At 38.0% G+C, this 25531-nt stretch carries 21 protein-coding genes; 8 read left to right on the top strand and 13 right to left on the bottom strand.

The window, feature by feature from the left end; genetic code table 11:
• Positions 1–8: 8 nt before the first annotated feature.
• Positions 9–1241, bottom strand: coding sequence for a Glu/Leu/Phe/Val dehydrogenase dimerization domain-containing protein (locus tag D017_RS02530; RefSeq protein WP_035334506.1), 1233 nt, complete (start codon positions 1239–1241; stop codon positions 9–11).
• A 65-nt stretch (positions 1242–1306) separates the two neighbouring features.
• Positions 1307–2389 carry an anhydro-N-acetylmuramic acid kinase gene (locus D017_RS02535; protein ID WP_035334507.1) on the bottom strand — a complete coding sequence of 361 codons (1083 nt, stop codon included), beginning with the start codon at positions 2387–2389 and terminating at the stop codon, positions 1307–1309.
• A gap of 82 nt (positions 2390–2471) precedes the next feature.
• Between D017_RS02535 and D017_RS02540 the strand changes: the two genes are divergently transcribed.
• Complete coding sequence (locus D017_RS02540; protein ID WP_035334508.1) at positions 2472–3614, top strand: acyl-CoA dehydrogenase; 1143 nt, start codon at positions 2472–2474, stop codon at positions 3612–3614.
• Between the two features lie 71 nt (positions 3615–3685).
• Here D017_RS02540 and D017_RS02545 read toward each other — a convergent pair whose 3' ends face one another.
• The 3 genes from D017_RS02545 to D017_RS02555 are packed head-to-tail and all read right to left on the bottom strand — an operon-like array spanning position 3686 to position 7763.
• On the bottom strand, positions 3686–4495 hold the full coding sequence (locus tag D017_RS02545) for a DNA/RNA non-specific endonuclease (RefSeq protein ID WP_035334509.1): 810 nt from the start codon (positions 4493–4495) through the stop codon (positions 3686–3688).
• A gap of 7 nt (positions 4496–4502) precedes the next feature.
• Entirely contained in the window at positions 4503–5603 is a 1101-nt protein-coding gene (locus D017_RS02550) for an ABC transporter permease (RefSeq protein ID WP_035334510.1), read from the bottom strand.
• 3 nt (positions 5604–5606) lie between these two features.
• Complete coding sequence (locus D017_RS02555) at positions 5607–7763, bottom strand: carboxy terminal-processing peptidase (RefSeq protein WP_035337870.1); 2157 nt, start codon at positions 7761–7763, stop codon at positions 5607–5609.
• Positions 7764–7910: 147 nt separating this feature from the next.
• Here D017_RS02555 and surE point away from each other — a divergent pair, with 147 nt between their 5' ends.
• The 5 genes from surE (at position 7911) to D017_RS02580 (ending at position 12853) form a co-directional block, all read left to right on the top strand.
• Positions 7911–8684: a 5'/3'-nucleotidase SurE gene (gene surE, locus D017_RS02560; protein WP_035334511.1), complete on the top strand. Its 774-nt coding sequence runs from the start codon at positions 7911–7913 to the stop codon at positions 8682–8684.
• 147 nt (positions 8685–8831) lie between these two features.
• Positions 8832–9119, top strand: coding sequence for a hypothetical protein (locus D017_RS02565; RefSeq protein WP_035334512.1), 288 nt, complete (start codon positions 8832–8834; stop codon positions 9117–9119).
• Positions 9119–10243 (top strand): lipid-A-disaccharide synthase, encoded by a 1125-nt coding sequence (gene lpxB, locus D017_RS02570; RefSeq protein WP_035334513.1) that lies wholly within the window; start codon positions 9119–9121, stop codon positions 10241–10243. Before D017_RS02565 ends, lpxB begins: the two co-directional genes overlap by 1 nt.
• A gap of 23 nt (positions 10244–10266) precedes the next feature.
• Complete coding sequence (locus D017_RS02575; protein ID WP_035334514.1) at positions 10267–10770, top strand: C40 family peptidase; 504 nt, start codon at positions 10267–10269, stop codon at positions 10768–10770.
• A 58-nt stretch (positions 10771–10828) separates the two neighbouring features.
• Positions 10829–12853, top strand: a complete 2025-nt coding sequence (locus tag D017_RS02580; RefSeq protein WP_051583781.1) for a ComEC/Rec2 family competence protein — start codon at positions 10829–10831, stop codon at positions 12851–12853.
• Positions 12854–12858: 5 nt separating this feature from the next.
• On the opposite strand, the gene D017_RS02585 is transcribed toward D017_RS02580, so the two are convergent.
• The 3 genes from D017_RS02585 to D017_RS02595 all read right to left on the bottom strand — a co-directional run bounded on the left by D017_RS02585 (position 12859) and on the right by D017_RS02595 (position 17325).
• Entirely contained in the window at positions 12859–13401 is a 543-nt protein-coding gene (locus tag D017_RS02585; protein WP_035334515.1) for a thioredoxin fold domain-containing protein, read from the bottom strand.
• Between the two features lie 104 nt (positions 13402–13505).
• A complete protein-coding gene (locus D017_RS02590) occupies positions 13506–15095 on the bottom strand; it encodes a peptide MFS transporter (protein WP_035334516.1) in 1590 nt (529 codons plus the stop codon).
• 40 nt (positions 15096–15135) lie between these two features.
• Positions 15136–17325, bottom strand: a complete 2190-nt coding sequence (locus D017_RS02595; RefSeq protein ID WP_035334517.1) for a S9 family peptidase — start codon at positions 17323–17325, stop codon at positions 15136–15138.
• 174 nt (positions 17326–17499) lie between these two features.
• On the opposite strand from D017_RS02595, the gene D017_RS02600 reads away from it, so the two are divergent.
• Together D017_RS02600 and D017_RS02605 are read left to right on the top strand one after the other, a co-directional pair.
• Positions 17500–18813 (top strand): hydroxymethylglutaryl-CoA reductase, degradative, encoded by a 1314-nt coding sequence (locus D017_RS02600; RefSeq protein WP_035334518.1) that lies wholly within the window; start codon positions 17500–17502, stop codon positions 18811–18813.
• Between the two features lie 30 nt (positions 18814–18843).
• Positions 18844–19758: a GYDIA family GHMP kinase gene (locus D017_RS02605; protein WP_035334519.1), complete on the top strand. Its 915-nt coding sequence runs from the start codon at positions 18844–18846 to the stop codon at positions 19756–19758.
• A gap of 113 nt (positions 19759–19871) precedes the next feature.
• On the opposite strand, the gene D017_RS02610 is transcribed toward D017_RS02605, so the two are convergent.
• The 5 genes from D017_RS02610 to D017_RS02630 form a co-directional block, all read right to left on the bottom strand.
• Positions 19872–22013 (bottom strand): peptidylprolyl isomerase, encoded by a 2142-nt coding sequence (locus D017_RS02610; protein WP_035334520.1) that lies wholly within the window; start codon positions 22011–22013, stop codon positions 19872–19874.
• A gap of 76 nt (positions 22014–22089) precedes the next feature.
• Complete coding sequence (locus D017_RS02615) at positions 22090–23388, bottom strand: hemolysin family protein (RefSeq protein ID WP_035334521.1); 1299 nt, start codon at positions 23386–23388, stop codon at positions 22090–22092.
• Complete coding sequence (locus D017_RS02620) at positions 23388–23582, bottom strand: hypothetical protein (protein WP_013750109.1); 195 nt, start codon at positions 23580–23582, stop codon at positions 23388–23390. The genes D017_RS02615 and D017_RS02620 overlap by 1 nt, the downstream gene beginning before the upstream one ends.
• The gene (gene lptC, locus D017_RS02625) at positions 23579–24148 is read right to left on the bottom strand and encodes an LPS export ABC transporter periplasmic protein LptC (RefSeq protein WP_035334522.1); all 570 of its coding nucleotides are present in this window, start codon (positions 24146–24148) and stop codon (positions 23579–23581) included. Before lptC ends, D017_RS02620 begins: the two co-directional genes overlap by 4 nt.
• Positions 24148–25527 carry a hypothetical protein gene (locus D017_RS02630; protein ID WP_035334523.1) on the bottom strand — a complete coding sequence of 460 codons (1380 nt, stop codon included), beginning with the start codon at positions 25525–25527 and terminating at the stop codon, positions 24148–24150. The genes lptC and D017_RS02630 overlap by 1 nt, the downstream gene beginning before the upstream one ends.
• Between the last annotated feature and the right edge of the window lie 4 nt (positions 25528–25531).

The following is a 25531-nucleotide window of genomic DNA, read 5'->3' on the forward strand; positions in this document are numbered from 1 at the left end:
TGTAAGTATTAAAGTAATTCTTTTAGTGCAATCTCAAAAGCAGTTTTACTTATATTTTGCTTGCTGCTATTATTGCTATATGTATTTTCGATAGCGTTTCTGATAGTTTGCGAAGTATCGTTAAAGATTGCATCATCTGTCATTTGTACACGACGCTCCATGAAGTATGCAAATACACGAGCCATACCACAGTTTGATATAAAATCTGGTATTAAACTCACCTTTGCATCTGTATGCTCCATTATAGGGCCAAAGAAAATTTCTTTATCTGCAAATGGAACGTTTGCACCACAAGATATAACCTCTAGGCCAGTTCCAATCATGTTATTAATTTGATCTTCTGTAATAAGTCTAGAAGCCGCACATGGAGCAAAAATCTCTGTCTCAAGATTCCATATTTGCTCATTCATCTCTGCAAATGGAATTAACCCTTCTGAGTTTGCATTAAGTGTATTTCCAGTTTTATTAAGGTACATATCACGTATTTCTTCAAAAGAGAAACCGTCTTTATTAATAAAACCTCCTACTATATCAATGATTCCTACCACCTTTGCTCCCATTTGAGCAAGGTAATAAGCTGCTGCTGCTCCTACGTTTCCAAAACCTTGTACAACGGCTCTTTTTCCTTTTACATCACCACCATAAATATCATAATAATGACGTACGGCTTCTGCAACTCCATACCCAGTAATCATATCTGCAACCGTATACTTACGTGTTACGTCTGGAGAATATACTGGATTTTCAATCACTTTAATCACACCTTGACGCAGTTGCCCGATGCGGTTAATTTTATCTGCCTCTGTAGGTTGGAAGTGACCTGTAAAGACTCCTTCTTGAGGATGCCATACTCCACTTTCTTCGGTAATTGGGATTACTTCATGTATTTCATCTACATTAAGATCACCTCCCGTACCGTAATAACTTTTAAGTAATGGTGACACTGCTTTATACCAGCGCTCTAAAACTCCTTTCTTACGTGGATCTTTTGGGTCAAAATTGATTCCAGATTTTGCTCCACCTATTGCAGGTCCCGAGACGGTAAACTTCACTTCCATTGTTTTGGCAAGCGACAATACTTCATTCATATCCAGACCCGTACGCATACGTGTTCCACCACCTGCAGCACCGCCGCGTAGTGAGTTGATTACAACCCAGCCTTCTGCTTCTGTTTCTGGATCATTCCAATGGAAAACTATTTCTGGTAATTTATCTTCATAACGCTGTAAAAGAGCTCTCATACTTTCTAATTAGGTAAGCCCAAATATACAATTTAGAAACACCTTGTAGAAGAAGTGTTAATAATTTAAGATTGATATAACATTCCACTAGTGTGATCCTGCCCTGCACCGGTCACACTTGCTAGACAGTTCGGGAGGTTCTCAAGTTTTAACACTCCTAATAATCCAAAAATAAGCGCCTCTTTAAATTCAACCAACTTAGGGTCTGGCACTATGAGTTTTACGCTTTCGCGAAAGCGTATCCTGTCTAATAAGTAAGCGTTGTAAGCACCTCCACCGGTAACGAGCACAGTAGCACCTTCTTTAAACTGCGCCGCAAGCTGAATAGCAATATGCTCGGTAAACGTGGCCAACACGTCAATAGATGAAATTTGAGCGGCATCTATAAGTGGAAATATATGCGTGTGCACCCATTCTATCCCAAGAGATTTGGGAGCTGGAAGCTTATAAAACAAAATATCATTTAGTTTATCAAGGAGAGGTTGGTGTACAGTTCCTGTTTTCGCGAAAGCGCCACCATCATCATACTCTTTACCTAAATCTTGTGCATATTTATTGAGTACCACGTTTACAGGAGAGATATCATACGCAATTCTCACTCCTTTTTCATCCTTAGAAACATTTGCAAATCCACCAAGATTTAGACAATAATCATAATTGCCAAATAACAGTTGGTCGCCTATAGGCACCAATGGCGCTCCCTGACCACCCATTGCTACATCTTGCACCCTAAAATCACAGACCACGCGATGGTTAATTAAAGAGGCAATTTCTGGTAGGTTTCCTATTTGCAAAGTAACTCCCTGATCCGGCTGATGGAGCACCGTGTGTCCATGAGAACAGACTACATCAACATCCACAAGTTTGTTATTTTTTATAAAATCTTTAATTACGTGGGCCAGATAAGCTGTATAATCTTCATTAAGAGCGTCTAGGTCTTCTCTACTAAGCAAATGAGCCGTAGAAAGTATTTCTTTCCACTTTTTAGGATAGGGAACAGTTTCTGCAACGATGATATCACTGGTAAATGATGGATATATCGAGTCATCTTTTGATGGAGAAACACCAATTTTTGCATAGGCACAATCAATACCATCTAAGCTTGTGCCGCTCATCACTCCTATAACGTTATAGTTTTTTTGTCCCATTGGTCTAAATCTATTGAGAAAAAGGCAAGAAACAAGTATCTTTGTGTAGATTTTTTAGATAATTCTTAATAATTCAAACACGATGGATTTTAGCTTAACAGAAGAACATATAATGATACGCGATGCGGCTCGCGATTTTGCCCGTACAGAATTACTTCCTGGCGTTATTGAACGTGATAACATCCAGCAGTTTCCTGATGAACTCGTTAAAAAAATGGGTGACTTAGGTTTTATGGGTATTATGACAGATCCTAAATACGGTGGAGCTGGTATGGATGCTACTTCTTACGTACTTGTTATGGAGGAATTATCTAAAATTGACGCCTCTGCCTCTGTTATAGTTTCTGTAAACAACTCTTTAGTTTGTTACGGTCTTGAAGCTTACGGAAGTGAAGAGCAAAAACAAAAATACTTAACTAAACTTGCTACTGGTGAGATGGTGGGTGCTTTTTGTCTTTCTGAACCAGAAGCTGGATCTGATGCAACATCACAAGCTACCACTGCAATAGATAAAGGAGATCACTACGTGATTAACGGAACAAAAAACTGGATTACAAATGGTGGTCGTTCTGATGTATATTTAGTTATTGCACAAACCGACAGAGAAAAAGGTCACCGAGGAATCAATGCTTTTATCGTAGAGAAAGGCATGGAAGGTTTTGAAGTAGGACCTAAAGAAGACAAATTAGGAATACGCGGTAGTGACACACACACGCTACAGTTTAACGATGTAAAAATTCCTAAAGAAAATAGAATAGGAGAAGATGGTTTTGGATTCAAATTTGCGATGAAAACTCTTTCTGGTGGACGTATTGGTATTGCTGCACAAGCATTAGGTATTGCATCTGGAGCTTATGAGCTTGCTCTTAAATACTCTAAGGAACGTAAAGCCTTTGGCACAGAAATCTGCAATCACCAAGCAATCGCTTTTAAACTAGCAGATATGTATGTGGAGATTGAAGCTGCACGTCACCTAGTGATGAAAGCTGCTTGGGATAAAGATCAAGGAAATAACTACGATATGTCTAGCGCAATGGCTAAGCTTTATGCTTCAAAAGTTGCAATGGAACAATCTGTAGAAGCTGTGCAAATACACGGTGGTAACGGATTTGTAAAAGAATACCACGTAGAGCGCCTTATGCGTGATGCTAAGATCACTCAGATTTACGAGGGAACAAGTGAGATCCAAAAAATCGTAATCTCAAGAGGTGTTATCAAAGGATAAAATCTTCCAATATAGATTAACAAAAAAATGCGGCAATTGCCGCATTTTTTATTTTATATAATATCACTTTACTATCTAAGCTTCCAGCCGCTGGTGCTTGTACTCGCTTCAAGCCTATCCTCTACTCCATCCTCTAGTTCAGGAAAGAAATCAATACCTGTGAGTTTCTCAATCTGATCTACAGAGGTTACAAATGTTTTTAATGACTTCTTTGATGCCGAGTGATTCATTAAAAAGGCAATCATTTTTACATCACCCCCGGATTGGTCATAAATAATTTTATAAAATGATTCTGGAACAGTCACACCTTCTGTTCCTATTGCACCCATTTTATCTTTGAGAATCCCTCCGGTTACCACATAAACACCATCATACTTTTTTGCCCAATATCGTACTTGCTGCTCTAGTTCGTTCCATATACCCGCATTAAAATCATGTCGCTGGGGACTAATATTACTTGTCAAAAATGTCTCGTCATAAGCCGCCTTGCTAAATTCTCTATCGCCAGCTGGGCAAAGGTGCCCTCTATCATAGCCAGATTTCTTATAATTACGCCAGTGAGCAGACTTTGTCCCTACCTTAGGGTCTACTTCAAAGTATGGGCGTTTAAAATCGGCATTTACGATGTGTTCCTTTTTAAGCTCATAAGCCACCCACTCTGCTTGTTCATCTTTCTCACTATAACTAAGCGAGTAATAATTATGATGCACAATCTGACCCGTAGTTGATGTAGGAAGGAAATAAGTATTTGTAGTAGACTTAGGCTGCTTTCCTTCCTCTACAACTGGCGCATCAATAGCTTGATGAGCATAATTTTCAAATATGTACCATCCTAGTGTAAATAATAGTACTAGTAATGGATAGGTGTATTTTCTTTTCATATATAAATTAACTTTTCACATCTAGCGCATCTCTCAACGCATTCCCCACAAGCATAAAAGCCATTACGAGTAGCATGATTGCTGCACCGGGAATTAGCGCAAGATAAGGTTTCCCAAGAATGATGTAGCTATAGTGATCTTTAATCATCGCTCCCCAGCTAGGCGTAGGAGGTTGAGCACCTATCCCCAGAAAACTCAAACCGCTTTCTATCAAGATGGCTCCAGCAAAATTTGCTGCAGATATTACAATAAGTGGCGCAATTACATTAGGCAATATATGTTTGATGATGATTCGTCCATCTGTATAACCTAGCGCTCTTGCTGCGGTTACATATTGCATTTGTTTTACTCCCATCACTTGACCTCGCACTACGCGAGCTACCTCAACCCACATGGTTAAACCTACAGCAATAAACACCTGCCAGTATCCCTTTCCTAGAGCTAGAGTGATAGCAATTACAAGCAATAATGTAGGGATAGACCACGTCACGTTAATCACCCACATGATTGCAGCGTCAATTTTACCTCCAAAATACCCCGCAAGCGACCCCATAAGTAAACCTATGATAAGCGAAATAAATACAGCAACAAATCCTATTGAAAAAGAAATACGCGCACCTATAAGCATACGACTTAGTAAGTCCCGACCATACTTATCTGTACCTAACAAAAATGTACGTGAGGAGATATTCGCTTTCGCGAAAGCGTTATAATCCTCCACGCCATCTATTTCCAGCGTTTTAGGCATTCCCTCTACGCCATCGCCTACATACTGGATGTAAGTAATACCACTTTCTGAAATAGTATACGAAGTGACGGGAATCTCTGTACTCGTATTCTTACTACCAGAAAACCATTTTGAAAAGAAACTTTGACTCGCATCAACTTGAGCGGGTATGGTGAGTATATCAACAGTAAACCCCGGCCCTTGGGAGTGAATAGAGAGGTGCATTTGATTTGCGTTCTCACTACTATCTGGGGCAATCACATAGGCAAACAATGCAGCTAGGCCACATAAAACGATATATAGTAAACTCAAAACGCCCCAAAAATTCTTCTTGAATTTTTGGAGCGCTAAGCCTGTTAAAGAATTTGCTCGTTGCGACATGAATTAATCTTTTATCGCAGCAAGTTTATCTTTTCTTATATTATTTATTTTGAGATCCTTAAGCACATTTAACGCCTCTTCTACATAAGCATCTTTGGCTAAATTCTTGTGCCAGCGATCACGCTTTTCCTTTAAAATCGTATCACTTTTGAAAAGTTTCTGCTCATAAGGAAGTGACTTGTATGACAACTTAGTATCATAATCATCTATCGCATCAAATTTCTTTGCATACTCCTCACTTTGCGCTAGACGTTCTTTGTACTTCTCATAGTTAAGCGACCACTTCTGATCATCTCTACGATCTTTAATCCATTTAGCATAATCATCTACTAGCTGTAAATGCTCGCTCTTAGACATACGTTGCACACTATTTTCTATAGTTTCATCAAAATCTACATAACCATCCCACACGTCATAACTTGCCGCTTTAATTTTATCCCAAGGAAGCGGGTTTTCTTGATCGCGCTCTCCGATGTCGATATACTTAAAACGATCCGGAACCACTACATCACTTTTAACTCCTTCTAGTTGAGTAGATCCTCCATTTACACGGTAGAATTTCTGCGTAGTTAACTTAAGTGCTCCAAGATCTCCATAAGGGTTTTTACGCAGGTACTGATTAAGATCTGCTACGTTTTGTACAGTTCCCTTACCGTATGTTTGTTTACCTCCTATGATGATTGCTCGTTTGTAATCTTGCATTGCTGCTGCGAGAATCTCACTTGCCGAAGCAGATATTTCATTTACTAGAATTACAAGTGGTCCATCCCATAAGATAGAAGAATCTGCATCCTCAAGTACTTCTGGCTCATCGCCACTAGAAGCTACCTGTACAATAGGGCCATCTTTAATAAATAGTCCAGCAATATCCACCACTGTTTTAAGAGAACCTCCACCATTATTTCTAAGATCGATAACTAGACCTTCCATCCCTTGTTCTTTAAGGCGTTCTATCTCTCTCTTTACATCACTTGCAGCGTTCTTTTCTTTATAATCGTCCATTGTAAAGTAAAACTTAGGAAGATTAACGATACCATATTTTCGACCGTCTTTTTCAACCTCTGCAGATTTTGCATACGTTTCTTCAAGCTCTACAATATCTCTTTCTATAGTGATATTCTGCGTGCTTCCATCCAGCTTCGTTTTTACCGTAAGAATCACCTTAGTCCCTTTTGGGCCTTTAATGTATTCTATGGCATCTTGAAGGCGCATCCCAACAATGCTAATGGCGTCTTTCTCATCTTCTTGACGCACTCTCATAATAACATCACCTTCACGCAACTCATCACCTCTCCATGCTGGACCTCCAGAAATAACATCTGTAATTTTTATTTCACCATTCTTTTTTTGGAGTCTAGCACCTATTCCTTGAAATTGACCACTCATCTGAGTATCAAAACGATCTTTTGCTACTGGAGCAAAGTAATATGTATGAGGATCAAATTCCTCCACTACCGCATTTAAGAACATCGCAAAATAATCTTGACGCTCTAGCTCGTCTGTAAATTCAAAGAATTCTTTGGTATTATCCTTTACTTCATTTCTAGCCTTAAGCTCTAAGGCTTCGTCGCTAAGAATTTCCTTAGGCTCATCTGTACTTACAACATCTTCACCTTCTTCTGGTGTTTTTTCTTGCTCTTCCTTTTTATCAAAATAAGAACTTAACGCATTTAGCTTTAATTGCTGCCTCCAGCGATTTTTAAGTTCTCTCTTGTTTTTTGCAAAAGGCTGCTTTTCATAATCTGTATCTAAGATTTCATCCTCAGTAAAGTCAAACGGCTTCTCAAGCAAGTCTGCTTGAATCTCATTTGCTTCCTTAGTACGCTCCATAAGACGTGTGTAAGTTAGGTCAAAGAATGTCAAATCCTTATCTCTAATAGCATCATCTATCTTATCCTTGTACTTTTCAAATTCTTGAATATCTTTTTTGTAAAAGAAGCGGCGGTAAGGATCCAGTGCATCTATATAATCATCAAATACCGCTGCAGAGAAGTCGTCATCTATATCTTTTGCATCATAATGACCACGCTTAAGTAGATAAGAAATAAGATCAAGTAATGTCTTATCCTTATCTGGATCATCAAATGACTTTGTAGTAAAACTGCAACTCGCTACCGAGAAGAGGAGTACTACTGCGATTAATTTTAAATTCCTTTTCATAAAATCTTTTATTTGCATGTAACTTACAATGTACATTAAAAATTGTGCCACGATAAGAATAACCCTCGTAATCTTTTGTTAAACCCGACTGTCGCTCGAATTGAAGTACAATTTACGTATTTTCGTGCTTAGTTTACAACTCCTCTTATGAACAATAAACCATTAATACTTGTTACTAACGATGACGGTATAACGGCTCCCGGAATACGCAACCTTATCGATGTAATGCTCACCATAGGTGATGTCATTGTTGTTGCGCCAGATAGCCCACAGAGTGGCATGGGACACGCCATTACCATAAACGATACACTTTACTGTGATCCCGTAAAACTTGATCCCGCCGCGACACATAAAGAATATACATGCTCTGGAACACCGGCAGATTGTGTAAAACTTGCAAACCAGCAGATTGTACCTCGCAGGCCAGATATCTGTGTGAGCGGTATAAATCACGGCAGCAACTCTAGCATCAATGTAATTTACAGCGGTACGATGAGCGCTGCAGTAGAAGCTGGTGTAGAAGGCATCCCAGCAATAGGATTCTCATTACTAGATTATAGTCATGATGCCGATTTTGAACCGGCGAAAAAATATGTGGAGCGCATCACTCGCCAAGTCTTGAAAAACGGACTTCCCAAAGGGATTGTTTTGAATGTAAACATCCCAAAACTACCAGCAGCCGAAATTAAAGGAACTAAGGTATGCCGTCAAGCAAAAGCGCAATGGGTAGAAGATTTTGACAAGCGCACAAATCCTATGGGTAGAGATTACTACTGGCTCACTGGCGAGTTTGTAAATCAAGACAAGGGAGAAGATACAGATGAGTGGGCACTATCTCAAGGATATGTATCTGTCGTGCCAGTCCAATTTGACCTCACGGCTCACCACTTTTTACAAGAACTAAATGAGTGGGAAGACTAGTCTAAAGTTTACAAAGCAATCGTAACTTTGACACACATCAATATCTTTCTATAGCTTAAGGTTGAGAATTCCGCTTTCGCGAAAATTTTAAAACAATAAGCTCATTTACAAAGAATTCAAATTTTGGCGAAAGCCGAAACATTACATATGAAAAAAGACATCATTATAGGAATCATAGTTGGACTTATTGCAAACGCAATAGGTGTACTGCTGTTTTCTCTATACATAGGCAGCACACAAGACCGAACCATCACAAACGTACTTCAAACAGCAGTGTCTGAAGGTCGTCTAGGCAAAATTATGGCAATAGGCGCTGTGCTTAATTTGCTGGCATTTTTTATGATGCTTAGACAAGGACAAGATGCGAGAGCGAGAGGCGTTCTTCTTGCTACGATTACTATTGCATTTGTAACTATGATATTAATGTTTACCTAATGAAATATTACATTCTTGCAGGCGAGGCCAGTGGTGATTTACATGGTGCAAACCTTATGAAATCACTATACAAAAAAGATCCAGAGGCAGATATACGCTTTTGGGGCGGTGATCTCATGCAGGAAGTAGGCGGTACTCTTGTGACACATTACAAAGAGCGTGCTTTTATGGGCTTTATGGAAGTTATTACAAACTTGCGTAAAATCACAGGTCTTATTAAAGATTGTAAGAGAGATATTGCCCGTTTTGAACCAGATGCGCTTATACTTATAGATAACTCCGGTTTTAACTTGCGCATTGCAGAGTGGGCAAAACCACTAGGCGTTACTACGCACTATTATATCAGTCCGCAGGTGTGGGCATCTCGTGCGAGTCGTGTCAAAAAGATTAAAGCATATGTAGATCACATGTACGTGATATTACCTTTTGTAAAGGACTTTTATGACAAACATGACTACAAAGTACATTTTGTAGGCCACCCACTTCTAGATGCGGTTGCTGGTCGTAAGCAAGCAGATGCCGCTACGTTTACAAAAGAACACAAGCTCGATGAGCGACCTATGATTGCATTACTTCCAGGAAGTCGTAAGCAAGAAATAAGCGCTATGCTAGATGTGATGTTAAGCGTAGTAAATGATTATCCAGACTATCAGTTTGTAATTGCTGGAGCGCCAAGTCAAGAGGTTTCTTTTTACCAACCTTTCCTCAAAGATTACCCAGTTAAACTGGTGATGAATAAAACGTACGACATCTTAAGTTTTGCAAATGCAGCTTTAATCACGTCTGGTACGGCAACACTAGAAGCTGCTATTTTTAAAGTACCACAGGTAGTTTGTTACAAAGCAAATGCCGTCTCATACAGTATTGCAAAACGTATAATTAAAACTAAATTTATTTCCCTTGTAAATCTTATAATGGATAGAGAGGTGGTAAAAGAATTGATTCAAGGAGATTTAAATACTAAAAATTTAAAGCAAGAGCTGGATAAGATCACTAATGATGATTATCGCGCAAAACTCTTTAAAGATTATTTTGCACTAGAGAAAAAATTAGGGGGTACAGGAGCTAGTGACAAAACCGCATCTCTCGTTGTAGCAACAACCAAAGCACAGCTTAGCAATTAAAAACCTACAAGCCCATCTACTATATGAAACAATTATTCACAGTAGTTTCTTTACTTTTTTTATTGACTTCGTGCGGAAGTTCAAAAACCACAACATCTAGATCAAAAACTAGAACTACTGCTAGGGTTAAACATATAAGCGCATCAAAAACAGACCGCATTATCCAGCAAGCGCAAGCCTTTAGTGGTACTCGTTATAAATTTGGTGGCACTACAAGAAAGGGAATGGACTGCTCTGGATTGATTTATACTGCTTTTCAAAAAGAAAATATAGTCTTACCTCGTATCTCTAGACAGATGGCACAAAGAGGACAACCTATAAAAGACAAAGAGATCTCTAAGGGTGATTTGTTATTTTTTAGGACGAACAAAAGCAGCAAACGCATAAATCATGTGGGACTCGTCACAAAAGTTACGGGCGATGACATTTACTTTATACACGCCACAACCTCAAAAGGCGTTCTTACTTCTAACCTCAATGAGCGTTACTGGAATGACGCATACATAATGGCCAGACGCGTCTTGTAAATTATAATTTACTATATTACTGACAGTTACACCTTAAAAAAGGTTAATCAGTAATATATTGAAGAGGATTAACACACCCATTTTAGTAATACTTCTTGCCTTCATTGCAGGGATTATTTGCTATGACGCCTACCGCGCCTCTTGGTTCTGGATAGTTATTATCCTCCTACTCACTATATCATTTCTCTTTGTACTTCACAGACTTGCTTTCAAAAGACCTCTCAATGCTATAGCTTTTACAACAGGTATTTCTGTTGTATTTATAGCGCTAGGCTATTTAACCTCTGAAAGAGCAAACACACTAAACAACGACACCCATTTTACTCACACAAACACTAGCAACCCTAGCACCTTCTTATTTACTGTAGACCAAGTTCTTAAGCCCACAATGTATCAAGATAAATATGTTGTTACATTAAAGACAATAAATAAAAAAGCTGCTTCAGGTAAGGTAATTCTTAATGTCAGCAAGGATAGTGCATCACAACGTCTTCGGGTAGGAACATGGTATTACACAAGATCTGTACTTTTACCTGTCCCTAAACCCAAAAACCCATTTCAATTTGATTACGGGAGCTATTTAAAAAGAAAACAGATATACGGGCAGCTATCAATTAATAAAAACGAGTTACTTATATCACAACACACCTCTAGCGGATTGAGGGTGTGGGCATCACGCTTTCGCGAAAGCGTACTAAAATCTATACACTCTCATTCATTTACTAGCGACCAACTAGCAGTTATAGATGCACTCGTTCTTGGACAGAAAAATGGTATAGATAAGCAAATAAGCACTAATTATGCATCTGCTGGAATGATGCATATACTAGCCGTCTCCGGCCTGCATGTAGGAATTATACTATTATTACTACGCTTAATTACCAAACCAATAGCTGACTATAAGCTCCGGTGGCTTCGGTCTATAATTATTATCGCTATGATTTGGGCTTTTGCTTTTATCACTGGATTATCACCCTCTGTATTGAGGGCAGCGACTATGTTTAGCTTTCTTGAGGTAGGACAACAACTAGGTGGAAAAAGAAAAACTACAGATGCAGTTATGGCATCTGCGGTGTTGCTACTTTTATACGATCCATTTCTCATATATCAAGTAGGCTTCCAGCTGAGTTATCTCGCTGTTATTGGTATTTTATGGATTCAGCCATGGTTATCATCTTTTTATACTCCGGGCTACTATATAGACAAGCTTCTCTGGGGTATAGCGACGGTTTCAGTAGCTGCTCAGCTAGGCGTGCTACCCTTGAGTTTATTTTACTTCCACCAGTTTCCAGGATTATTTTTTCTCTCTAATGTTATCATCATCCCCTTTCTAGGAATCATATTAGGCGGTGGCATACTGGTTGCAATACTTGCAGCACTGGATATCTTACCAGATGCTTTAGTAGCAACGTATGGCTACGTGATAGACTTAATGAATGGATTTATTTTTTGGGTTGCCAGTAAAGAGGCTTTTATCACAAATCACATCACAATAAGTTTTGCATTTCTTATAGGCTTATACCTCTGCATTGTTTTTAGTATTTCTTTATTCAAAAAATTCAATAATCCCAGACTTGTAGCGGCATCTCTATCTATAATATTATTGACCTCTATTATTATTTATGAGAAAAGCAATCCTCCTACTACGCATCTCACGATTTTCAACAAAAGTAAATCTACCATGATAGGTACTTTCCACAACTCCAAGCTTAAAATACATAGCACAGACTCATTACACACCATAATACAAGATAGCAGAGTACGCAATTATAAGGATGGCTTACGCATAGATGAAGTCGCTGTAGAAGGCATGCAGAACTATTTTCGCTTTAAGCGAAAAGAAATACTCGTTATAGATAGCCTTGGAATATACCAATTAGCTAATGCAAATCCAGATTATATACTTCTCACTCAGTCCCCAAAGATTAATATAAACAGACTTACAGAGAGATTTCCGAAAGCTCTAATCTTTGCAGACGCATCAAATTATAAAAGCTACATAACTCGCTGGAAAGGGACTTGTATAAATAAAAAAATCCCTTTCCATAGCACGTATGAAAAGGGAGCTTATATAATTGAGTGAATATTTTAATTAGGCCACGAGTATTCAAACTCCTTTTGATAAGTTGCCCATTTCTCTTGAGTAGTAATATCTTTATAATCATCGTTACCTACCATCTTAACGTATATTTCTAAACGTTTAGGGGAGTGATAACCAACTATAGGCTGGATATAATTACCCTTTTCATCAAAGAATACCATACTTGGATACCCTTGAAGCTTTAAAGCCTGTGCTAGCTCGTGCTGACTATTACGACTTCTGGACTTTTTAGGATCATAACGAGGATTAGTATATGTATTACCTAAATAGTTAATGATCTCAGTCCCTTCTGCATTAAACTTTACTGCATAGTAATTTTCATTTATAAAAGCCGCTACATCAGGATTTACAAAAGTGTTTTTGTCTAACATCTTACAAGGTCCACACCAAACAGTGTACACATCCATAAAAATCTTTTTAGGATTTTTTTGTTGGGCAGCTAGCGCTTCATTCATAGTCATCCAGTTGATTTCTTGTGCGCTCAGTGTTGATGTAGCAAGAAATAGAAGAAGGTATAATACTTTTTTCATCAAATTCTTTGTTTTAGAGGTAGTCTGTATATGTTTCAAATTCTTACAGACAAAAAACGTTCCACAAAATAGGGAACGTTTTTAAATTATACTATTATATGTGCTTAGCGTATACCATGCATCATTCTAATAAGTGTTTTATTTAATAGCAACATCACAACACCAGCTGCCGCAGGTATTACTGTAAATATCAAAAAGAAGATTGCCATACCATGTTCTTCAACAATAGGATCAATATAACTACCTGTTATACCTGCAGCAAAGTTTGCAATAAAGTTTGCTACGAACCAGATACCGAACATAAGGCCAACAAGTTTTGCTGGTGCAAGTTTACTAACATATGAAAGTCCTACTGGAGATACGCATAACTCTCCTAGTGTATGAAATAAATATGCAAGCACTAAAAATACCATACTTACAGAAGCCGTCTTAGCACCTAATGGAATTCCCATAGACCCAAAAGAAAGAATACCAAACCCAAGACCTAATAAGATAAGACCTATAGCAAACTTTACTGGACCGCTTGGATTGTACTTACTCTTCCATATTTTTGAAAATAAAGGTGCAAAAGCAATAATGAAGAATGAGTTTAAGATACCGAACCAAGAAGCTGGAACTTCTGGAGCATCATCTGCAAACTGACGAGATAACATCCAGATTACAATACCCCATATTATAACAAACCCTAAACCTAAGATAATATTAGAAAGGGCGTATTTACCATACGTTTGTTTAAATAGCATCGCTAATACCCATGTAATAATAAGCATAGGCACTACTGTAAGTATTGTGTTGACTATTTTGAAAGTCATACCACTACTACCTTCAAGAACTCTATCTGTATAATCTGCTGCAAAGATGGTCATAGACCCTCCTGCTTGCTCAAACGCCCACCAAAAGAAAATAGTAAAAAATGCAAGAACACTAATTACAATTAAACGATCACGAGTTACTTTAGACTTTTCGGCATCATCAATAACATCTTCAATTGCATCTGCTGCATTTTCTACACCATCTTCTAATACATCATCAAGTTCGCCCGCTTTTGCTGGTGCTGACCCTATAGTACCAAAGATTCCTTGAGCAAAATAGAATTGTAGCATTCCCACAAGCATAAAAATACCCGCAAGTCCAAATCCATAGTGCCATCCAACAGATTCCCCTATATAACCACAAAGAAGAATACCTAAAAAGGCACCAGAGTTGATACCCATATAAAATATAGTGTACCCCGCATCCTTTTCTTTACCTTGATCTTTATACAGTTGCCCTACCATAGAAGAGATGTTTGGCTTAAACATACCATTACCTATTATGAGTAGTACGAGACCTGCGTAAAAGAAAATATCTGAGCTTATCTCAAAAGCCATAGACGCGTGACCTAATGTCATCAATAAAGCACCTATAATTACAGCTTTTCGGTACCCTGTAATCTTATCAGCTATTAAACCGCCTAGAATAGGAGTCACATAAACTAACCCAGTATAAAATGCATATAATTGTAATGCCTCTGCTCGCTCCCAGCCCCAGCCGCCATCAATAATAGCTGATACTAAAAATAAAACAAGTAATGCGCGCATTCCATAGTAGGAAAATCGCTCCCACATTTCTGTAAAGAAAAGCACAAAAAGACCTGAAGGATGTCCTAAAACTGTCTTTTGATTGGTTTCAGAACCACCGAATTTATATTCCATATTGTATTATTTATTTACTGCTAATATAAGTTGTTTATCCTTAAAGTTTCTCTTTTATGAATTCTGTCATCATTGTATATAAATGAAAACGGGTATTTCCGCCATAGATACCGTGGTTCCTATCTGGATAGTTGAAGTAATCAAATTGCTTATTTGCTTGCACTAAAGCTTCCACAAGACGTGTAGCATTCTGCACATGCACGTTATCATCTCCACCACCATGCACAAGTAATAAGTCACCTTCCATCTTGTCTACGTGACTCATAGGAGAATTGTTATCATACCCACTTGCATTTTCTTGCGGTGTTTGCATATAACGCTCTGTATAAATAGAATCATAAAATCTCCATGATGTAACTGGTGCAACAGCTATAGCCATTTCAAAAGTATCTGCTCCTTGAAAAAGACAGTTAGAAGCCATAAAACCTCCATAACTCCACCCCCAGATTCCTGTACGATTTTCATCTATGTATGAACGTTCACTTAATTGTTTGGCCGCTGCTATTTGATCTAGCACTTCATACTTACCTAATTCTTTCTGTGTTACTTTTTTAAAATCACGTCCTTTTAATCCTGTTCCTCTTGGGTCTACACAAACCACAATATAATCGTTTTGCGCAAGCATATGAAACCAATAATCATTAGACGTATCCCACTTATTTGCTACGCTCTGTGATCCTGGTCCAGAATATTGCGTCATAAACATAGGGTACTTTTTAGATGAATCAAAATCTGTAGGTTTAATCATATATGCATTAAGTGACACTCCATTTACATCAATCTCAAAAAATTCTTTTGGAGAGATATCATAACCTGCATATAGGTCTTTTAAAGCTTGATTATCTTTTATTACACGTATTTGCTTTCCGTTCTTAGCATCATTAAGCGTAAAGCGATAAGGCGTTGTAGTATTTGAGTATGTGTGAATAAAATTGCTAAAGTTTGCACTAAAATCGGCATCATTTGTTCCCTCGTTTACAGCCAGTGCTTGTTTCTTTTTACCATTAAGACCTATCGCATATACACCACGATTTATGGATCCATTTTCTGAGCTTTGGTAAAAAATTCTCTTTGTTTTTGCATCATAACCGTAATATCCTGTCACTTCCCAGTCGCCTGATGTTACTTGCCTCTTAAGACTTCCATCTGCGTTGTGATGGTATACATGGTTCCACCCATCTTTTTCACTCGTCCAGATAAAGCTATTATCTTCTAGAAAGGTAAGGTTATCTGTCACATCTACATACGCCTTATCCGTTTCAAGAACAGCAAGCTTTGTTTGATAAGTAGCCGCATTAAATAGAGAAAGCTTTAATGTGTCTTGGTGACGATTTAATGTTTGTACAGCAAGTACGTTTGGATCTTTTGACCAAGAGATGCGCGGAATATAGTGTCCAGCATTATCACCCAGATTAATCTCAACATCCTTTGCTTTACGGCTATTTCCGTTATCAAGATTATGTAAACGTAGTGTTACTTTTGCATTTGCTTCACCAGCTTTAGGATATTTAAAAACCGATTGGGTTGGGTATAATTCTTTGCCGTAAATATCCATAGAGAATTCTGGCACGTATGTTTCATCAAAACGTATATAAGCAATCCTCTTGCTATCTGCACTCCAATCAAAGGCGCGCACAAAACCAAATTCTTCTTCATAAACCCAATCCGTAATGCCGTTTATGATACTATTTTTCTTTCCATCTGTGGTGAGCTGCTGGGTTGTACCTTCTGCAATGTTAAACACATATAAGTTGTTACCCTTACCGTAAGCAATCATCTTCCCGTCAGGAGAAAATGTAGGCTCTTGGATTAAATCGTCTGATACCTTTGTTAGCTTTCGCGAAAGCGTATTCCAAACATAAAACTCTCCTAGCGTAGATCTTCTAAAGATCGACTGTAGTTTGGTAGCTAATAAAACCTGCTTTTCATCATCGCTAAACTCGTAGCTTATAAAATAATCAAGGCCATCTATATCTGCACTGCTTACCGCTGTACGCACTTTTTCTCCAGTCGCATAGCTATAAATATCTACACTTCCTGTACGTGTTGCTCTGTCAAAGTTTTGAACGGCATACTCCTGTCCATTTGCCATGGAGTGAATAGACTGGAGTCTCTCTGCACTAAAAGTGCCTTCTTTCCATATATCTTCAAGGGTGATTTGCTTTTTTTGCGCAGTGGCGCTCTGGATTGCCATGAGTAAAATGGCACTCAAAAAGAGTTGTATTTTCATATATAATTGCTGATTCTAGTAATGTATCTCAATTTTACTAAAAATAACGCAAAAAGCCCCGTAAAAGCTGTTAAATAGCACCATATTGTTAAGAAATAAAATCACTACATTATCGATATAAAGCTAGGTTTACCTCATTCTCAGTATCTTTGATACTTTTATAAATACAGCTTAATGACAAAGGCAATATCAGGATTTTCAAGACTTTCAAAAACTGAAAAAATAGCGTGGCTCACGTCTACCTATTTTGAGAATCCCGCACAAGCAACTCAAGTACTATCATCTTACTGGAATGATGATAAAAAATTACAGCAGCTTCATGACGAGTTTATAGAAAACACGATTACTAATTACTACTTACCACTAGGAGTCGCTCCTAACTTTGTTATAAACAACCGCATCTATACCATTCCCATGGCCATTGAGGAAAGTTCTGTGGTGGCTGCTGCAAGTAAAGCGGCAAAATTCTGGCAAGAAAGAGGAGGTTTTAAAACTACTGTACTAGGAACCACCAAAGTAGGACAAGTACACTTCACCTATGATGGCGATGCGTCACTTTTGACTTCATTTTTTGAAAGCATCAAGCCACAGTTAATTGCAGATACCGCTGCTATCACAAAAAACATGGAGAAACGTGGTGGTGGCATTAAAGACATCACGCTCGTAAACAAAACTTCGGCGGTAGCAGATTACTACCAACTTCATTGCACGTTTGAAACGCTAGATGCAATGGGAGCCAATTTTATAAATAGTTGTTTAGAACAATTTGCAACAACACTTAAAGCAGGTTTTGAGGCAGAAGCACGCTTTCGCGAAAGCGGAGCAAACCTCTCCATCATCATGTCTATTTTATCAAACTACGTTCCAGATTGCGTAGTGCGAGCCGAGGTAAATTGCCCAGTAGCTCATCTTTCTGAAAAGAATATAGAGGGTGCGGAATTTGCTAAAAAATTCATCCAAGCGATTGCTATTGCCGAAGAAGAACCCTACCGCGCAGTGACTCACAACAAAGGGATTATGAACGGTATTGATGCAGTAATTCTTGCCACTGGAAACGACTTTAGAGCTGTAGAAGCTGGTGTACATGCATATGCCGCTAGAGACGGACAATATAGAAGTCTTACGCATGCTAGTATAGACGATGGAATATTTAAATTCTGGATTGAGGTTCCACTCGCGCTAGGAACCGTGGGCGGACTTACAAAATTACATCCGCTGGTAAAGTGGTCTATGGAGTTGCTAGAAAATCCATCTGCCCAAGAGCTTATGCAAATTGTTGCTGTTGCAGGACTTGCACAAAACTTTGCAGCATTAAAATCACTTACTACAACGGGAATTCAAGAAGGACACATGAAAATGCATCTCATGAACATCCTCAACCAGATGGAAGCTACAGATACCGAAAAACAAGAAACAGTCACTCACTTTAAGACTAATACGGTTACACATAGTGCTGTTATTTCTTTTATAGAAGCACTTCGCTCATAAGTATTTAATAAAGACAAAAGAATACACTAAGTGAACTCATCCTTTTACAGCCACGGTAAGTTACTATTAACCGCAGAATATCTGGTTCTTGATGGATCAAAGGCTCTTGCGCTTCCCACAAGCAGAGGCCAAAAGCTCACAATAAATGCGACAGAAGACCAAGGTTTGTTTTGGAAAAGCGAGCTGCATGATGGCTCCACATGGTTTGAAACCCATTTTACTTTACCCATAAAAGACTGTGCGGTTCCTAATGGAGATATCCCGCAGCGCTTACTCACCATATTACAAGCAGCACAACAACTCAATCCACAGTTTTTACAAGGTCAAGAAGGGCTTACAGCTACTAGCACTTTAGAATTCCCTAGAGATTGGGGATTAGGCTCCTCCTCTACTCTTATTGCAAATATTGCTTTATGGGCGCAGATTAACCCTTACAAGCTACTTGAAATGACTTTTGGAGGAAGTGGTTACGATATCGCATGTGCAACAGCAGAAAGCGCCATTACCTATGAGAGAACCAAAAATGACCCAATCATAAAGAATGTAACATTTGACCCCGACTTTAAAGAAAATATCTTCTTTATACACCTTAATAAAAAGCAGAATAGTAGAGAGAGCATTAAGCATTATAGAAGCTTAGACAGCAAGTTACTACTCAATGAGGTTTCTCATTTTTCTCAGCTTACCACAGCAGTCATGCAAAGCAAAACACTTCAAGATTTTGAACAATTGCTTACTGAGCACGAAATAAGACTTTCAAGTATTATCAAATCTCCTACTATTAAGAGTCAGCTATTTTCTGACTATCCACACCTTATTAAGAGTTTAGGTGGCTGGGGCGGTGATTTTGTAATGGTTACTGGAGAAACTCAAGATATGGCGTATTTTAAAAACAAAGGCTTCCACACTATCATCCCTTACAGCGAGATGATACTCGACTTCTAAGAACGAGTTACAAATAAGCTTCACGCTTTCGCGAAAGCGAACTAAAACCATGGTAAACTAAAAAGGCTCGAACATTACGTTCGAGCCTTCTTAATATGTATGTGATTCAACTACTAGTAAAAAGTAGCTCTATTATCTTCAATCTCTGCAGCTTCTTTAAGCGCATTAAGCACTTTAGAACTTACAGCTACTCTAGCCTTTTGAGCTTGTTGCGATGCAAAAGACGCGTAGTTTTCAAGAGCTGGTGCTTCAGTAATTTTTGTTACTTTAACCACATATACACCTCTTGAACCTTCTATAGGATCAGATATTTCACCTTCTTTTAATCCAAATGCTGCTCCTACCACTTTAGGCTCATTACCTGCTCCAGCGATTGTAGGCGCATTCATAGATATTGCAGATGCAGTCTTTACAGTTTGACCTTGTGACTGTGCCATCTCTGCAAGTGTAGCTCCAGAAAGCTTTTCTTTTATGATTGCAGCTTTCTTCATGTTACGAAGTATAGGAGTTACTTGAGTAGACACATCCTCTACACGCTCTGTTCCTTCTGGAGTACGACGAGTAACTTGCGCTACTATATAACCATTGTTTACTGGAAAACGCTTGATGTCACCTACAGAAACTTCTTCATCAAAAGCCCACTGCACGATTGCACGTTGAGCACCTTCACCTGGAAGATTTTCATCCATTGCACGTATACGCTGCACTGGTCTTACCGTATAACCATTTTCTGTCGCTACTTCTTGGAAATCTCCATCTTGTGCAGCTAGTTCAAATTTTTGAGTTGTATTATAGATAGAAGAAATTGTCTTATCTGATGGTACAATCTCTTTTACTACCGTTGCAACCTTAATTACATCTTGAAGATTCTTTTGATCTGTGATCTCAATCACGTGGTAACCAAAGTTAGTTTCTGCAACACCTACAGATCCAGTTCTGTTATCTACAATAAAATCTCTGTAACCTTCAGCAAAAAGATTAGGGTTTTGGTAATCTAGGTCTCCTCCTTTTTCACTATTATTTTTATCTGAAGAAAATTCTTTTGCTAGTTCTTCAAACTTCCCTTTATTTCTTTTGATAACAGAAAGTAAACTATCTGCAAGTTTCTTTGCATCTTCTTTAGAACGAGTAGCAGATGAAGGAACCGGTCCTCTCTGTGTGTTTGTTACTGCTCCCTTAAAATCAATTAATATATGACGAGACTTTACTGAGTCTGGCATTTTTCTCACATCCATCACACGAGATAAGTTCATGTAGTTGTTGTCCTTGTAAGGACCATACACGCCACCTTTGCCTAGAGCAAATAATGTATCTGCGTTTGTTGCAGGTAAGTTCTTTTTAAAGAACCAACGATTTACATAAGGAATATCTGAATTGTCTAGTAAGAAATCTTCTACTCTATTTGTATTATCAAATCCAGCAAGTGTCTCTGTTACACCTGTTGCACCATTACGAGATGTGTACTCCTTTCTAAGTTTTGACAACTCAGCTTTAAGTGCATTTTCATCTTCTAATGAAGCTTCTTCAGAAAACTTCACAAAACGAATACTGCGAGTTTCGTCTGTTTTGTATTCTTCTTTATGCTCATTTACATATTTCTGAATTTCTTCCTTACTTACTGTCGCCTCTTCATCTGGAACAGATGTGTAAGGAACTTGTACAAATTGTATATCTACATTGTTATTATCAAGCTTGTAAGCAATCTCACCATCTTTAAGTGTAGATCCTACTCCTGCCTTGATAAGGTTATAATATATACTTTGCTTTTCTTGGTTTCTTAAATTTTCTTCAAAATTTAACCAGTTTTGGTAATCATTACGGTTCTGGCTGTCCTTAAGAGTTGCGATAAATTCTTGCATCTTACCTTCACTAAAGAAACCATCGCTATCTTGAAAACGAGGATCACTTTGCAATGCTTGCTTAAGTAATTCTTGCGTGCGGTCTTTACCTACTTCAATACCTAATTCTTCATACTGTTCCTCAAGAACAACACGATTAATCTCCTGCTCCCATACTGTATTTACAGCACGTGTAGTTGAGGCATTTGCTCCTAATCTACGTGTTTGCTCCTCTACTTTTGAAGCAAAAGCTTCACGATCGATACTTACTCCATTTATAGATGCTACACGGTTTTGCTTATCAGCATTAAAACCTCCACTATCTAAAATTGAAGAAAAAATGAATGCAAATAGAGCAAGTGCGATAATGATTATCAAAAAGATGCTCTTGCTACGTATTTTATTTAAAATTGCCATTGTCTGTTGTTTATGCTATAATAGTGGGCGAAAATACCATTTTCTCCCATAATAAAAAATAAAAAAATAAGCCAATTTAGTCTTTAGAAATACGGACTTCCAAGAGTTCAATTTTTGTATTTGAAGTCTCAAGAATATGAAAGATTATTCCATCTATCTCAATGTTCTCTCCTTCTTGTGGTATTTCTTCTGCGTGGCTCACTACTAAACCACCTAAGGTTTCATAGTTCTCACTCTCTGGAAGGTTTAACTTATATGTCTCATTAAGGTAATCTACCTCATGCCTTGCAGAAAGTTTATAGTGGTCTTCTCCAAGCTGTTCTTCTATAAGCTCTGCAGTATCATGCTCGTCTTCTATCTCACCAAAAAGCTCTTCTACAATATCTTCTACCGTCATCATGCCACTTGTACCACCATACTCATCAATGACTACACAAATACTCTTGCGCTTTTTTGTAAGCATATTAAGAACATCTTTTACAAGCATTGTCTCTGGCACATACACCACAGGCATAAGAACACTACTTATTGTTTTAGGCTTTTTAAATAACTCAAAAGAGTGCACATACCCAATAATATCATCTATTGTATCCTTGTAGACTAATATCTTAGATAACCCCGTATCAATAAATATCTTGTTGATCGCTGCTGGAGTAGTGCGCTCATCTACAGCGATAATTTCGGTACGAGGAAGCATCACCTCTCTAGACTTAACCTCAGAAAATTCAAGTGCATTTTGAAATATCTGGATTTCTGTATCTACATCATCTTGATCATTTACAGATTCCATTTGTTCAGAAATATAATTTCCCAATTCCACTTTCGTGAAAGCTAGCTGCACCTCATCTCCATCTGTTTTAAACAAATATTTAAGCACTAAGTCTGACACCCAAATTATAAAAGCACTTAAGAAATAAAACAGCAGATAAAAGATATAGGCAGGTATTGCAAAAAACTTGAGCAGCTTGTTTGCATAGATCTGAAAAAATACTTTCGGTAAAAATTCGGCCGTAATTAGAATGACAATTGTAGAAATAATAGTCTGACTTAATAGACTAAATTCTTGGACGAATGTACCTAACCATATCAAATTTTCGCCAAAAGGCAAACTCTCAAGCCACCCTTGTAGGAGTGCTCCCATAAAATAACCATAAACTACCAAAGCAATATTATTGCCCAGCAACATGGTTGCGATAAACTTAGAAGGTTTGGCTGTAAGCCGAGTCAATACAATAGAAAGAAAATCATTCTGTTTTTTTTCTATCTCAATATGAATTTTATTTGCCGAGATGTATGCAATCTCCATTCCTGAGAAGAATGCAGACAATAGTAATGAGCAACAAACGACAATTATCTGGACTTCAAAGCTGCCCATTAAGAGTTTTTCCTGTTTTCAAATTTCTTACGGAAGTGACGTCTAAAAAAATACATACCTACACTTATCGCAAAGAAAAACAAAAACAAATAAGCTCTAGGCTGATCCTCTCCCCATAGTGACACCACTTTATACCCAGCTAAAACAGCTACTATGATATAAACGTACTCCGTATATTTTGCATATCGCATCATAAGTCTTCATTATTTTCTTTAACGTATTGTTTACTTACGTTGTTTAAAGATACAAAATTTGTAAAGTCTTCATTAGAATCAAAAAGGTCTCCATCATTGCGAGAACCATCTTTTGTTATAATGGTATAGGGTTGATCTGTAAAAATCCAATTATTAGTTTGATCCCAATAAAGCTGCTCTGCTTTGAGTGTAATAGAATCACTAGTTACAAGTGTCACGTTGCGCTGCAAGTCTATAAGATTTGTGGATTTGTAACGTATGGCATAATCTGAGGTAATAACATTCTCCTTGTTATCATCTATAAAGATAACCTCAACACCTTCTGGAAACTCCTCATATGGAAAAGAAGAGTTTGCATAATTCTTAATGTATGGAGTTTTAAGGTGAGCTGTAACTTTTCCAGAGTCTGTATACTTTAGATTGATACCTCTTCCTTCTGTAACAGGCCCATCAGACTTGATACTCATTTTACGTATCTCCTCTCCTTTATCACCACAACTTAAAAACAAAGTCACGGCAAAAGCCGTGACTAAGAATTTTAATATATGTCTATGTTGGAAGTACATTAGTTACCTGGAACTCTTACACTTGATCCAATCCAACATCCTATCTTGATAGTTTGACCTGCTTTTCCAGACTGGAAAACATCTGCTTTACTTGGAGCATAACCTCTGTAACTTGCAGCTGTTTTGTTTGCCGTACCAGCTAGTGATGGGCTTACACGTCCAGCTCTTTCTGCAGTACTAGCAGCTAACCAGTAAACCGCTCTTTTATCAAAAGTAGTCTGCCCACAGTTATTTGCACTTGCCGCATACATCGCTGCAATATTTAAATACGCCTGTCCTAAAGATCCATCTTCAGATAATGCCTTATTAAATAAACCTCTTGCTTTCCCGTAGCTTCCTGCCTTTTTAGCTTGAAGTGCAAGTCTATAATAAGCACTAGCTCTCTCTTTTGGATCTGTTTCAAGATCAATAGCTTCTTGGTAATATCTAGCCTCTGCTGCAGAGTCTCCTCTGTTTCCAGCTAAGATACCTAAGTATTTTGCAGATTTTGCAGAAGGCTCAAGTCTGTGAAGATTCTCAACCATTTGCTTAAATAAATCTGTATCTGTACAGTCTTTTCCAGCAAGACGTCCAGCAGCCTTTTTAATCCATTCCTTGTCATTTTTCATAGACTCGAAATCTTTTTGGTAAAGTGGCACTAAATTCTCACAGTTACCTAAAGCTCCTAATGCACCATCTGTACTACCCGCAAAAATTCCAAAAGCCTTAAGGTTAGTATTGTATCCTTTTACTCTTCTTTTCTCTTTTGCACTTAATGCAGTACCCGCTTCTTCCTTCTCTACTAGCTTCTGTAATTTTGAATCTAATATTGTTGCTCCTTTATTAAGTTTTGCTTGTGTATCATCATAAAGATCAAAAACCTCTTGAAGTTGCACTTGCTGTCCATCCTTATATAAATCTACAGCTAACTTAAAACGAGTGTAGATGTTTTTTGCACTTGTAATAGAGTTTGCATCCATATTAAATGCATTTTGAAATGCATCAAATTGTGCTTTAGGCGTCTCCAATTTATTATCAAACATTACCTGAGCTTGAGCTGCTGCGTTCTTTCCTTTTGGAGTTTTTGCAGGAAAATACTGCTCTCTTTGTTGTAGCAATGAGATTAAGTCCTGAGCTATTGCCGTCTTTTGATCACCGCTTGCGGCTTTAAGATCTGCTTTTAGCAACTTCTCTCCATACTGGTATAATGCAAGTGACCAGTTAGGACAATCTTTTCTAAGTTTTGTAAATGGAGCTCTTGCAGCATCCCAATTTTTAACTTTTGCAGCTTCATTGAATATAGAACCTGTAGTCATACATTCTTCACTTATTTGAGCCTGAGCAGTAAATCCTACTGTCATTATTATAGCTACAAAAAGCGTGGTCAATTTAGTTTTCATAGTG

Origin of the sequence: Dokdonia sp. PRO95 (genome assembly GCF_000355805.1) — a bacterium.
Taxonomy (GTDB): Bacteria; Bacteroidota; Bacteroidia; order Flavobacteriales; family Flavobacteriaceae; genus Dokdonia.